Origin of the sequence: Micromonospora sp. WMMB482 (assembly GCF_019038635.1) — a bacterium.
GTDB classification, from domain to species: Bacteria; Actinomycetota; Actinomycetes; order Mycobacteriales; family Micromonosporaceae; genus Micromonospora; species Micromonospora marina.
Genome location: NZ_JAHOPD010000020.1, coordinates 635,975 through 648,964, shown reverse-complemented (window position 1 = coordinate 648,964; position 12,990 = coordinate 635,975). Strand labels below are relative to the sequence as shown.

Annotated in this window: 10 protein-coding genes and 1 tRNA gene; 7 read left to right on the top strand and 4 right to left on the bottom strand. The window is 72.2% G+C overall.

The genetic code is table 11. The features are described 5' to 3' along the window. Window positions 1–36: 36 nt before the first annotated feature. Entirely contained in the window at window positions 37–1,680 is a 1,644-nt protein-coding gene (locus KSK32_RS03795; protein WP_216928505.1) for an alkaline phosphatase, read from the bottom strand. A gap of 185 nt (window positions 1,681–1,865) precedes the next feature. Between KSK32_RS03795 and KSK32_RS03790 the strand changes: the two genes are divergently transcribed. From KSK32_RS03790 to KSK32_RS03770, 5 genes are all read left to right on the top strand, one after another. Continuing rightward, window positions 1,866–2,336 carry a MarR family winged helix-turn-helix transcriptional regulator gene (locus KSK32_RS03790; protein ID WP_216928503.1) on the top strand — a complete coding sequence of 157 codons (471 nt, stop codon included), beginning with the start codon at window positions 1,866–1,868 and terminating at the stop codon, window positions 2,334–2,336. Window positions 2,337–2,398: 62 nt separating this feature from the next. Beyond that, a complete protein-coding gene (locus KSK32_RS03785) occupies window positions 2,399–4,807 on the top strand; it encodes a transketolase C-terminal domain-containing protein (RefSeq protein ID WP_216928501.1) in 2,409 nt (802 codons plus the stop codon). Between the two features lie 110 nt (window positions 4,808–4,917). After that, entirely contained in the window at window positions 4,918–5,352 is a 435-nt protein-coding gene (locus KSK32_RS03780; protein ID WP_013287823.1) for a DUF3052 domain-containing protein, read from the top strand. An 83-nt stretch (window positions 5,353–5,435) separates the two neighbouring features. Next, window positions 5,436–5,903 (top strand): peroxiredoxin, encoded by a 468-nt coding sequence (locus tag KSK32_RS03775; protein ID WP_128138072.1) that lies wholly within the window; start codon window positions 5,436–5,438, stop codon window positions 5,901–5,903. A gap of 83 nt (window positions 5,904–5,986) precedes the next feature. Further along, a tRNA-Val gene (locus KSK32_RS03770) sits at window positions 5,987–6,061 on the top strand. A 215-nt stretch (window positions 6,062–6,276) separates the two neighbouring features. On the opposite strand, the gene KSK32_RS03765 is transcribed toward KSK32_RS03770, so the two are convergent. After that, window positions 6,277–6,813 (bottom strand): hypothetical protein, encoded by a 537-nt coding sequence (locus tag KSK32_RS03765; protein WP_216928499.1) that lies wholly within the window; start codon window positions 6,811–6,813, stop codon window positions 6,277–6,279. Window positions 6,814–7,128: 315 nt separating this feature from the next. Between KSK32_RS03765 and KSK32_RS03760 the strand changes: the two genes are divergently transcribed. Further along, window positions 7,129–8,127, top strand: a complete 999-nt coding sequence (locus KSK32_RS03760; protein ID WP_216928497.1) for a phosphotransferase enzyme family protein — start codon at window positions 7,129–7,131, stop codon at window positions 8,125–8,127. Window positions 8,128–8,166: 39 nt separating this feature from the next. On the opposite strand, the gene KSK32_RS03755 is transcribed toward KSK32_RS03760, so the two are convergent. Both KSK32_RS03755 and KSK32_RS03750 read right to left on the bottom strand, forming a co-directional pair. Next, window positions 8,167–9,918: an ABC-F family ATP-binding cassette domain-containing protein gene (locus KSK32_RS03755; protein ID WP_216928494.1), complete on the bottom strand. Its 1,752-nt coding sequence runs from the start codon at window positions 9,916–9,918 to the stop codon at window positions 8,167–8,169. A 200-nt stretch (window positions 9,919–10,118) separates the two neighbouring features. After that, window positions 10,119–11,966, bottom strand: coding sequence for a glycoside hydrolase family 15 protein (locus KSK32_RS03750; RefSeq protein WP_216928492.1), 1,848 nt, complete (start codon window positions 11,964–11,966; stop codon window positions 10,119–10,121). A gap of 226 nt (window positions 11,967–12,192) precedes the next feature. On the opposite strand from KSK32_RS03750, the gene KSK32_RS03745 reads away from it, so the two are divergent. Continuing rightward, window positions 12,193–12,990 (top strand): alpha/beta fold hydrolase, encoded by a 798-nt coding sequence (locus KSK32_RS03745; protein ID WP_216928490.1) that lies wholly within the window; start codon window positions 12,193–12,195, stop codon window positions 12,988–12,990.

Sequence of the window (12,990 nt, the reverse complement as noted above, 5' to 3'; positions counted from 1 at the left end):
CGGGCCGGGCGCCGCGCGCCCGGCCCGGTCGCGCCGTCACGGGCGGACCGTCTCCGCCTCCACCGTCTGCCGGCCCTGGTCGACGCCGGGGGCGGCGGTGCGGGCCGCGGCCGGCGGCCGGTCGTACGTCAGGTTCAACCCGGGTACGCGGTCCTCGATCACGAACCTCGCCCGGGTGTACGCGGGCGCGTCCGGCCGGCTCACGTACGGCAGCACGTCGAAGTCGGCGGTCAGCTCGGCCGGGGTGATCGTGGTGCGCACGTACCCCCGGAGGTTGTTCTGGAAGCGCAGGTGCGGGTTGAACGCCAGCCACGGGTGCGAGCCGGTCGGCGAGTCGGCGCCGTCCCCGGTCGAGGTGATCGACGAGCAGACCAGCTCGCTGCCGACGGTGCGCGAGGTCGGGTCGGCGTAGTCCAGCTTGAGGTCGCTGGCCCAGTGCGCGTGCACGTCGCCGGTGAGCACCACCGGGTTGCGTACCCCGGCGGCCGTCCAGCCCCGGGTGATCCGGTCCCGGGAGGCGGCGTACCCGTCCCAGGCGTCCATGCTCGTCACCGTCAGCGGGCCGGAGTTGTTGTCCCGCTGGGCGAAGAAGACCTGCTGGCCGAGCAGGTCCCAGCGCGCCTCGGAGCGGCGGAAACCGTCCAGCAGCCACGCCTCCTGGGCGGCGCCGGTGATCGAGCGGGCCGGGTCGGACGCCGCGTCGCAGCTCTTGTACCCGTCGCCGCACGCCTGGTCGTCCCGGTACTGCCGGGTGTCGAGCATGTGGAAGGTGGCCAGCCGCCCCCACCGCACCCGCCGGTAGAGCTGCATGTCGATGCCGCGCGGGATCGAGGTGCGGCGCAGCGGCATGTTCTCGTAGTACGCCTGGAACGCCGCCGCCCGCCGGGCGGGGAAGTCCGGGTCGGGCGCCTCGGGCACCTCGTCGGCCCAGTTGTTCTCCACCTCGTGGTCGTCGAAGACCACCACCCAGGGCGCGACCGCGTGCGCCGCCTGGAGGTCGGTGTCGGTCTTGTACTGGGCGTGCCGCTGCCGGTAGTGCGCCAGCGTCCGGGTCTCCGGCCCCTCGTGGTCGCGCGGGTTGCCGCCGGGCACGTTGTACGTGTCCCTGGCGTATTCGTACTGGTAGTCGCCGAGGTGCAGGATCAGCTCCGGCTCGGTCTCGGCCAGCCGCCGGTACGCGGTGAAGTAGCCGTGCTCGTACTGGGAGCAGGAGGCGAAGCCCATGGCCAGCGCGGACGGCATCGTCCACGGCGCGGGGGCGGTCCGGGTCCGCCCGGCCGGGGACAGCCAGCGCTCGGCGCGGAACCGGTAGAAGTACTCCCGTCCGGGCAGCAGGCCGTTCAGCTCGACGTGCACGCTGTGCGCGGACTCCGGCCGGGCCAGCCGTACGCCCCGGCGTACCACGTGCCGGAAGCGTTCGTCGGCGGCCACCTCCCAGGCCACCGGCACGACCCGTGACGGCATGCCGCCCAGGCCGTCCTCGGCCAGCGGCTCCGGCGCCAGCCGGGTCCAGAGCACGAAGCCGTCGTGGTCCGGGTCGCCGGAGGCCACACCGAGCGTGAACGGGTCGCGGCGCAGCGGGCCGGGCGACGCGGCGGCCGCGACCGGCAGGCCGGCTGCCGCGCCGGCGGCGCCGAGCGCCGCGCCGCTGAGCAGGATGGTACGTCGGGACAGAGCCACGGTTTCCTCCCCGGAGTCCGGTTCGTCGACTCCGGGCAGCCTCACGGACGTCGATGGCCGGAAGGTGACGCGCGGACGACCGGCCGGGAATTTCCGCCGAACAGAGCTTCATGATCGGCAATCGGTTGCATGAGGTGCCCGACCGTTCGGCTGATCGAAGATCGACTCGCCCATACGATGATCGGATGGCGCAATCCACCGTTCCCACCGTCCACAACCGGGCGGACCTGGCCGGGGAGATCGTGCGCCGGATCCTGCACGTCGCCGCCGCGGTGCGGCACCACCAGGACGAGGGAGTCGCGGCTCTGGGCCTCACCCCGGCGGTCGCCCGGGCGCTGCACGAACTGGACCCGGACCGCCCGCTGCCCGCCCGTGACCTCGCCGCGCAGCTCGGCTGCGACAGGTCCAACGTCACCGGCCTGGCCGATCGCCTGGAGCGGGCCGGGCTGGTGGAACGGCGTACCGACCCGGCCGACCGGCGGCAGAAGACGCTCGTGGTCACCGGGCGGGGGCGGCAGGTACGCGACCGGCTCCGTCAGGTGATGTCGGACCCCAGACTCCTCGACGGACTGAGCACCGACGAGCTGGCCACACTGCGGGACCTGGTGCTCAAGGTCTCCGACGGCGGCTGCCCGCAGGACTGTGTCCAGGTCTGAGCCACGCCGGGCGGAACGTGTCCGACTGGGCGAGGCGGGCCCGAGTCGGTAATGCTGTCCGCGTGACCACCCCGCGCGATCTCGACGACCGGCTCCGAGCCGAACTGGCCGCGCTCGGGACGCCCGACCAAAGGCGCGACCTGGGCGAACCGCTGCCCGACGGCGGGCCGTTGACCGGGGCGCAGACGCTGGCCCTGTTCGACGCGCAGCTCACCAGCCGGCTGCTCGACCTGGCCGGGCGGTGGCTGTCCGGCTTCGGCGAGGGGTACTTCACAGTCGAGTCGGCCGGGCACGAGGGCGACGCCGCGGTGGCCGCCGCGCTGCGCCCGACCGACCCGGCGCTGCTGCACGCCCGTTCCGGCGCGTTCTACTGCCTGCGCGCCGCCCAGGCCGCCGGCGCCTTCCCGGAAACGGAAAGATCTTGGAGCGAAAGTGCCCCTCTGGGGGCCGTTTCCTACCAAGATCTCGACGCTGACGCGGGGGACCGGGAGGCGGGCAGCCTTCCCGTGGGCGCCGGGATCGTCGTGGACGCGGACGGTGACGCGACTGTCGTCGTACCCGATCTGCCGCAGCCCGCGCCCGACGACGCTTACGCGGCGGCGGCGCGAGACGTGCTGCGCGGCCTCGTCGCCTCCGCCGAGGAGCCCGCCGCCGGCGGGCGGGCGAAGGTCTTCGGCCGCGCCGACCTGGCCGTCGTGCCGACCACCTCGGCCGCCGGTTCGCACCTGCCGCGCGCCGTCGGCCTGGGGCTCGCGCTGGAGCGGCTGCGCCGCGGCGCGCGGCCCGCCGACGGCGAGGCCGAGCCGGCGCCCTGGCCCGCGGACGCCGTGGTGGTCTGCTCCTTCGACGACGGGGCGGTCGACCACGCCACCGCTACCGCCGCGCTGAACACGACCGGCTGGTACGACCACACCGGCCTGCGCATCCCGGTGCTGTTCGTCTGCGCCGACAGCGGCGCCTCCGCCGAGGGCTGGGTGGCCGCCACGCTGCGGGCCCGGCCCGGCATCGAGTACTTCGCCGCCGACGGCACCGACGTGGCCGCGACCTACCAGGTCGCGGCGGAGGCGGCGGACTGGGTACGCAGGCAGCGCCGGCCCGCCGTGCTGCACCTGAGCGCGGTCCGGCTGATGGAGCAGGGCGACGGCGACGCGACCCGCGACCCGCTGCTGGCCACCGCGCGGCTGCTGGTGACCTCCGGGTACGCCGGCGGCGAGGAACTGCTGGCCCGGTACGACGAGCGGGGCTGGCAGCTGCGCCGCGTCGCCGAGGAGGTGCTGGACGAGCCGAAGCTCGCGTCCCCGGTCGAGATCGTGCGGGAGTTGGCGCCGCGCCGGCCGGTGCGGGTGTCCCGGGCGGTCGCCGAGGCGGCGGCGCACGCCGCAGGGCCGGGTGCCGGAGCGCGGGCGGAGGCGTTCGGCGGCAAGCCGCCGGAGCTGACCGGCCCGCTGACGCTGGCGCAGAGCATCAACGCCGCGCTCGCCGACGGCATGCTCGACCACCCCGGGACGGCGGTCTTCGGCCACGAGGTGGCCGCCCGGGGCGGGGTGTACGGGGTGACCGAAGGGCTGCGGGACCGGTTCGGGGCGGCGCGCGTGTTCGACACGCTGCCGGACGAGACCTCGATCCTCGGGCTCGGGCTGGGCGCCGGACTGGCCGGCCTGCTGCCGGTGCCCGAGATCCGCCACCTCACGTCGCTGCACGGGGCCGGGGACCAGCTCCGCGGTGAGGCGGCCACCATGCGCTTCCTGTCCCGCGGCGCGTTCCGCAACCCGATGGTGGTGCGGGTGCCCGGCCTGGCGAGCCCGGAAGGACTTGGCGGGCACGACCGCAACGACAGCTCGCTGGGGGCGCTGCGGGACGTACCGGGGCTGGTGGTGGCCGTGCCGGCCCGGCCGGACGACGCCGCGCCGATGCTGCGGACCTGCCTGGCGGCGGCCCGGGTGGACGGCAGCGTCTGCGTCTTCGTGGAGCCGATCGCGCTCTACCACGTGCGCGACCTGTACGCGGACGGTGACGACGAGTGGGCCGCCGAGTACGCCGAGCCGGGCACCTGGGCGGACCGGCACGTGCCGATCGGGCGGGCCCGCGTCTACGGGATCGGCTCCGCCGAGGATCTCACCATCATCACGTTCGGTAACGGGGTGCGGATGTCGCTGCGCGCCGCCGCCAGGCTGGCCGAGGAGGGCGTGGGCAGCCGGGTGGTGGACCTGCGCTGGCTGGCCCCGCTGCCCGTGGCCGACGTCATCCGGGAGGCGTCGGCGACCGGCCGGGTGCTGGTGGTGGACGAGACACGGCGAACCGGCGGGGTGGGCGAGGGCGTGCTGTCCGCGCTCGTCGACACCGGGTACGTGGGTGCCGCGCGCCGCGTAGCCGCACTTGACTCGTTTGTACCATTAGGCCCGGCTGCCCGTCAGGTTCTGGTCTCCGCGGAAGCCATCACCCAGGGTGCCCGTACGCTGCTGGCACGGTAAATTCCGTTCCACCCGGTGCGCCACTTGCGCGGCGAGCCGCAACTGTGTGGACTGGGCCCGACGGTGTCACCCGACGCCACGAGCAGGGATAGATGAGGAGGCACGCGACAGTGAGCGCGACCGCTGGCCAGGCCGACGGGGTACGCAGCCTGGCGGACCGGTTCGGTATCGAGCCGGGCATGGTCGTCATGGAGATGGGCTACGACGACGACGTCGACACCGATCTCCGGGACGCCCTGACCGACCGCTGTGGGGAACTCGTCGACGAGGACACCGACGAGGTGGTCGACGCGGTTCTGGTCTGGCACCGCGACGGCGACGGTGACCTGTTCGAGCTCCTCGTCGACGCCCTCGGGCCGCTCGCGGACAACGGCGTGGTCTGGCTCCTGACCCCGAAAGCCGGGCGCGACGGGCACGTCGAGCCGAGCGAGGTCGCGGAGAGCGCGCAGACCGCCGGGCTCCAGCAGACCTCCACCATCAACGCCGGCCGCGACTGGAGCGGAGCCCGCCTCGTCATGCGTCGCGGGTCCAAGAGCAAGAAGTAGGGCGGCGCCGCACACCCGGCGACGGCGGTCGCCGGGTGTGGCAGGCTGATCAACTCCAGACCCGACCCCCCGAGGGAGCACGCATGCCCATCGAGGTTGGCGCCGAGGCGCCCGACTTCCTGCTCAAGGACCAGAACAACCAGGAGGTCCGGCTCTCCGACTTCCGCGGTCGCAAGACCGTGCTGCTGGTCTTCTACCCGCTCGCCTTCACCGGCATCTGCCAGGGCGAGCTGTGCGAGGTGCGGGACAACCTCAACGAGTACGTCAACGACGACGTCCAGGTGCTGACCGTCAGCGTCGACTCCGTGTACGCCCACAAGATCTGGGCCGACCGGGAGGGCTACCAGTTCCCGCTGCTGGCCGACTTCTGGCCGCACGGCGCGGTGGCGCAGGCGTACGGCGTCTTCAACGACGTCGCGGGCATCGCCAACCGGGGCACCTTCGTCATCGACAAGGCGGGCGTGGTCCGGTTCGCCGAGATGAACATGCCCGGCGAGGCGCGCGACCAGCAGGGCTGGCGCAAGGCGCTGGCCGAGGCCGTCGCCGCCTGAGTCCCACACCCCAGGCACGTCGTTGCGCCGGGCCGGAGGCGGACAGGTAAGCTGGCCGCTCCGGCCTGCCGTACGGGCGTTCCGGGCGCGTAGCTCAGTGGGAGAGCACTCGCCTTACAAGCGAGGGGTCGCAGGTTCGAAACCTGCCGCGCCCACCATCTCGCCCCGAGAAGATCACTTCCCCGGGTGACAGCAGTGGTGCTCTGGAGAGCATGCGTCTGATCCTGGCTTGACGCCGGCGCAGGAAATCAGAATCACGAAGGCCTCGTTCTCGGCAAGGTCCGCGATGGTGTTGCGTAGCAGGCCCAGAGTCTCGGTCACGGCTACCTGAAGTTCGTCGTCGTCCTGCCACGTCCTTGACTTGGCCGATCGATTACAAGTTCGGCGGTGTGCCCGACGCGGCGAACGCCTTCACTGCGTGGAGCAGGCGGTAGAGGAAGATCGGCAGGTCCGGGGCGGCTACCTCGAAGCGCGGGTCCTCCGAGGTGTGGGTGCCGCCGAGGACAACGTCAGGTGGCAGGCGGTAGACGGGAGATCCTGCCGGCAGGGCCAGCCCGTACTGGGTGCCACCGCCATCGCTGGCGAATACGACGACGTCGGCGTCGTGGCGGCCACTGACGTGCCAGAGGTCTCGTGACTCGTGGGCGTGAGCCACGTCGGAGGCAGTGTGCAGGAAGAACCCGTAACCGACGTCCTCCAGGTCTACGGCACCGACTGCGGCGTAAAGGTCCAGGAGGTCGGCGGGAAGACCGGGGCGGACAGCAGCGAGCCGTGCGGCAGCGGCCGTGTCGGGCTCGCTGACGGAGTTCTCGCCAGGCGGGTATCCGTAGCGGCCCTCGAAGTCGAGCACCGCGGAGGCAACGGCCGTCCGCAGACCCTCGCGCCAGGTCTCCAGCCGGCGATAATCCACACATCACCTCCGGATCGCACCGACGAGCCGGGCCGACTCCACATGCTCTCAGCCGACGGCGCCAAACATGTCTCCCAGAACGGGACGTGGGCTGCCGGCGGCCCCAGGCTCCACTCGATGTGTCATGGGTCGGTGTCAGGTCTTGGCTGGCACTTCCGCTAGACGATCATAGGGAAGGATTCTTCGGGCTCCGTCGAAGTAGCGGGTCCATCAGGTGGCGTCGCCGGGGCGAAGTAGCCGGATCCAGGCGCGGTGAGGTGAGGTGAGGTGAGAAGTTCGTAGCCGGTTCCGGCGGATGGTGTTTGACTCTTGCCGGTGATCAGTGACGGGAAACTGCGTGCCTGCATCGAGGCTCACTGGGGATTGGCGGACGCGACGGTTCAGGTGCACAACGGCGGAATGAACTCGGCGACGTGGTTCGTCTCCAAGGGCGGCGAACGATGGGTGGCCAAGGCAGTCGCGCCGGGATCACGCCGTTCCTTCATCGGCGGGCTTCAGGCCGCGGCTCACGTCGAGGCGGCAGGTGTTCCGGCGGGCACCCCGGTAGTGACGAGGCATGGAAGCCTCGTCGCCGATGTCGACGAAGTGCCGCTCGGATTGTTGAACTGGGTCGCGGGCACCGGGTTACGAGGCGAGAACCCGGACGAGCAACGGCTGATCGGGACGACCCTGGCGCGAGTCCACGCAGCACTGAGCGGCGTGACGATCAAGGATGCTGACCGGTTTCACTGGGTTGAGACGCAGGCGCCTCATCTGGCGGTTCGTCCTTGGGTCCGAGCCTCAGTGGCGGCAGCCCTTGCGGAGTACGAGGCGCTTGATGCCGGATCCTTGTCGTGGGGTCTGCTACACACCGATCCGGCTCCAGAGGCATTCCGGCTCGACCGCATGACGGGAGAGTGCGGGCTGATCGACTGGAGTATCGCGATGAACGGTCCGCTGTTGTACGACCTCGCTTCGGCAGTGATGTATGTCGGGGGCATCGATCAGGCCGATCACCTGGTGGAGGCATACCTGGAGAGCAAGACCATGACGCGCGCCGAGGTGGAACACGGCTTGCCGGCCATGCTCCGGTTTCGCTGGGCGGTGCAGGCTGACTACTTCGCCCACCGCCTCGTCACCGACGATCTGACCGGAGTCTCGAGCGCGTCCGACAACGAGATGGGCCTGGAGAACGCGCGCCGACTGCTCAGCCGCGCCGCTCCCGTAGCCGCCGCCGGAACCGCGTCCACTCGGCCGGTACGACGAGGCCAGCCCGCCACGGCGCGGGCTGCGCCAGCGCGGCGAGAAAGTGGGGACGGAATGCGATATGCCTGAGAGGTATATTGATGACTCTCAGGCATATCGCTCGGAGTATCACTCTTCCGGATGGGCATGACCCTCCGTGACCGAACGACCTGGCGTCGCCGGAGGGGCGAACGCGTCCACCCGCTGGTCCGGGGCCGCAGCGGTGAGCGGCAGTGCCGGCCAGGCCGCCAGGTCGTGGAGCATCTGCCGGTCGTGGGTGGCGACGACCACCGCCGCCGGCGTCGTCAGCAGGGCGGCGGTGAGGTCGTCGACCAGCGGCGCCGACAGGTGGTTGGTGGGTTCGTCGAGGATCAGCAGGTCGGGACGTTCGGCCAGGCGCAGCGCCAGGTTCAGCCGCCGTTGCTGTCCGTGCGACATCCGGCCGACCGGGGTACGCCGGGCCTCGGCGTCCAGCAGGTTCGTCGCGCCCAGCGGCAGGGTCGCGCCGGAGCCGAGGCGCCCGGTGGAGCGCAGCCGCCCCACGTGCTGCTCGTACAGGTTGTGGGCGAGCATCAGGGGAGGCCAGTCGGGCACCTCCTGACCGAGGTACGCCACCCGTGCGCCGGACGGGTGCCGGACCTCGCCGGTCGACGGCGCGAGGTCGCCGGCCAGCACGGAGAGCAGCGTCGACTTGCCCGCGCCGTTGGGCCCGGTCACCAGCAGCCGGTCCCCGCCGTCGAGCGTGAGCGTGACCCGGGTACGCAGGCGCCCGGCCACCGTCACGTCGTGGCACCGCAGGATCGGCAGTCCGGCCCGGGTGTCCAGCGGTGGCCAGCGCAGCGGCTTCGGTGGCTCCGGGACGGTGATCCGGTGCTCGTCGAGCGCCTCCTGCCGGCGTCGCAGCGCCTGCACCAGGCCGGGGGCGCGGGACTGCCGCTGATGTTTGCCGTGGCCCTTGTCCGGACGCCAGCCGGTGCTGAGCCGGCCCTGCGCCTCCCGCACCGCGTCGGCCAGGCGCTGGTGCTCGGCCTGCTGCGCCTCGTGGTCGCGGACCCAGTGCGCGAAGTCGCGGCGGCGCCCGTCCTGCCAGGCAGCGTAGTCCCCGGCGTAGCGGCGCGGGCGGCCGTCCGCGCTGGGGTCGAGGTCCAGGAACTCCGTGGCCACGTCCCGCAGCAGGGCGCGGTCGTGGGTCACCAGCACCACGCCGCCCGGGTGCTCGCGCAGCCGCGCGGTGAGAAAGGCCAGGCTGTCCGCGTCGAGGTGGTTGGTCGGCTCGTCCAGCATCAGCAGGTCGACCCGCGCCCCGAGCAGGCACGCCAGCCGGACCCGGTAGCGCTGGCCGACCGACAGCGTCGCCAGCGGGCGGTCCCGGTCCGGGCACGCGTCGAGGCCGGCGAGCGCCACGTCGACGCGACGCTGCGCGTCCCAGGCGTCCAGCCGGGTCGCCGCGTCGAGCGCTGTGGCGTACGCGTCGTCCGCGCCCGGCCGGCCCTCGGCCAGCGCGTCGGCGGCGTCGTCCAGCGCCCGCAGCGCGCGTTCGGACTCCCGGATCGCCCCGTGGACGAGCGTGCCCACTGTCTCGCCGTTGCGCGCCTCCAGGTTCTGCCGGGCGACGCCGACCGTGCCGAGCCGTTCCACGGTGCCCTGGTCGGGCACGATGATGCCGGCCAGCACGTGGAGCAGGGTGGTCTTGCCGCGGCCGTTCTCGCCGACGACGGCCAGACGGGATCCGGCGGAGACTGTCACGTCGACGCCGGACAGCACGACCCGGCCGCCGCGTACGACGCGGACACCGTCGGCGCGGACGTGCGCCCGGTGCCCGGCGGGCAGCAGGCCGTCCGAGGTGAATGGGGATGAAGGGATGTTGTCGAGGTTGTGCACAGTCCGCTCTCGGCTCGTCGTGGAGCCGGGCAGCGCGAGGACACCGCCCGGCGGGAACGCCAGGACGGCGGAGCAGAGCTGGTACGTCAGAAGAAGCCGGTCACCCTGCCGCCGTCAGCGTAGGGACCAGGGCTTCATGACGGCGGCGTGGAACCTCATGCGGCCGACCCTACCCGGAGCCGGACCGGGGGTCGCCGGGATTATCGGCGGAGGCGGGCGTCGGCCTCGGCGTCGAGCAGGTCGTTGAGGGTCAGCGCCGAGTTGATCAGAGCGAGGTGGCTGAACGCCTGCGGGTAGTTGCCGATCTGCTCACCGGTGGAGGCGATCTCCTCGGCGTAGAGGCCGAGGTGGTTGCTGAAGGTGAACATCTTTTCCAGGGTGAGCCGCGCGTCGTCCAGCCGGCCGGAGCGGGCCAGCGCCTGGACGTACCAGAACGTGCACATGTTGAACGTGCCCTCGTGGCCGGGCAGCCCGTCGGGGGAGTGCACCGGGTCGTAGCGGTGGACCAGGCTGTCCGAGACCAGATCCCGCTCGATCGACTCCAGGGTGGACAACCACAGCGGGTCGGTGGGCGTGACGAAACCGACGACCGGCATGTACAACAGGGCGGCGTCGAGCACGTTCTCGTCGTACGCCTGCACGAAGCTGCCGCGTTCCCGGTGGAAACCGCGGGCCATGACCTGGTTGTAGATCCGGTTGCGCTGCTCGGTCCAGCAGCTCATGTCCCCGGGCCGGCCGGTCCGGTTGGCCAGCCGGATGGCCCGGTCCAGCGCCACCCAGGACATCACCCGGCCGAACGTGTAGTTGCGGGGGTGGTGCCGGCTCTCCCAGATCCCGGCGTCGCGCTGGTCCCAGTTGTGGCAGAGCCAGTCGACCAGGCGCACGGTGCTCTTCCACACCTGGTGCGACACGCGGATGCCCTGCTCGTCGGCGAGGTGCATGGCGTACAGCGCCTCGCCGTGGATGTCGAGCTGGAGCTGGTCGGCCGCGCCGTTGCCGATCCGCACCGGTCGGGAGCCCCGGTACCCCTCCAGGTGGTCGAGCACCTCCTCGTGCAGGTCCGAGGAGCCGTCCACCCGGTACATGATCTTCAGCGGGTCCTGGTGGTCGCCGGCCTCGCGGATGCGCTCGTCCAGCCAGTCCATGTACCGGCTGACCTCCTCGGTGAACCCGAGGCCGAGCAGGGCGTGCACCGAGAACGAGGTGTCGCGTACCCAGGTGTAGCGGTAGTCCCAGTTGCGGGTGCCGCCGACCAGCTCGGGCAGCGCGGTGGTCGGCGCGGCGATCATCGCGCCGGTCGGCGCGTACGTCATGAGCTTGAGCGTGATGGCGGAGCGCTCGACCATCTCCCGCCAGCGCCCGGTGTAGCGGGAGCGTTCGACCCAGCGCCGCCAGTAGTCCCGGGTCCACTCGAACATGCCCTGGACCTCTTCCGGCGGGATGAGCCGGGGTTCCTCACTACCGGTCTCCAGGATCACCCCGCCGGTGTCGCCCTCGTTGAGCGTGCCGTACACGATGAGGTCGCCGCCCTCGATCCGGACGTCTGCGGTCTGCGCCCACCGTTGCCGGGCCGGGTCGATCGGGTTGAAGGTGAGTGTCGCCGACGAACCGCGGAACAGGTAGCCGTTGCGGTGCCGCTCCAGCTCGTGGCTCTCGCGCGCGTAGTCGAATCGGGGCCGGCACTCCACCCGGAAGCGCATGCTGCCGCGCACCATGTTGACCATGCGGACGATCCGGTGCGAGTCGGTGACCCGCTCGCCGGTGACCGGCATGAAGTCCATCACCTCGGCGACACCGTCCGCGCTGATGAACCGGGTGATCAGGATCGGCGTGCCGGGCAGGTAGAGCTGCTTGGTGACGTACCGGACGTCGTCCGGGGCGATCTGGAAGAAGCCGCCCCTGTCCTTGTCCAGCAGTCCGGCGAAGATGCTCGGCGAGTCGAAGCGCGGCGCGCAGAACCAGTCGATCGTCCCGTCGCAGGTCACCAGCGCGGCGGTCTGGAGGTCGCCGATGAGCCCGTGATCCTCGATCGCCGGATAGCCCTTCACATCGCCCCCCAGGTTCCGACTGCCCTCTCCGACCCAACCTAGGGGAAGAATTGTCAGGTTAGGGGTGATTCGTGGTCACCCACCCTCCCGCGCACCACGCCTGCGCCGACAGGTACTCACCCGTGCTCGAGCCCGGTGAGGCGGCCGAGTTCGACACCCGCGTCCCGCTGAGGCCGGTGCACCGGTAACGCGCCCGCCCCGGCGCCGGGAGCGCGACGATCGGCGGGTGACCTATGCGGACGTCGGCGGGCTGCGGATCTGGTACGAGGAGCACGGCGCCGGCAGGCCGCTGGTGCTGCTGCACGGCGGATACGGCTCGACTGAGACGTTCGCGCCGGTCCGGCGGGCACTGGCCGCGCGCCGCCGGCTGATCGCCGTCGACCTGCGGGGCCACGGCCGCACCGGCGGTCTGGACCGGCCGCTGCGGTACGAGTCGATGGCCGACGACGTGGCCGGGCTGCTGCGTCACCTCGGCCTGCCGCGGGCCGACGTGCTCGGCTACTCACTCGGCGGCGGGGTGGCCCTGCGTACCGCGATCCAGCATCCCGCCCTGGTCCGCCGCCTGGTGCTCGTCTCCACGCCGTTCCGGCGGCGCGGCTGGTACCCGGAGACGCTGGCCGCGATGGCCGCCCACGACGAGCGCGCCGCCGAGCGCATGCGCGGCACCCCGCCGTACGAGCGGTACGCCCGGGTCGCGCCCCGCCCGCAGGACTGGCCCCTGCTGTGGGCCCGCAGCGGGGAACTGCTGCGGCGGGACTACGACTGGTCCGCCGAGGTGGCCGCGCTGCCGATGCCGGTGCTGCTGGTCTTCGCCGACGCGGACGAGATCCCGGTCGGCCACGCGGCTGAGTTCTTCGCCCTGCTCGGCGGCGGCCGGCGGGACGCGGGCGGCGAAGGCGCAGGCCGTCCCGCGTCCCGGCTGGCGGTGCTGCCCGGGCTGACCCACTACGACGTGGTGGCCTCGCCCGCGCTGCCGGCGGCGGTGCTGCCGTTCCTCACCCATCCGGCGCGCGCGCCCGGCTGA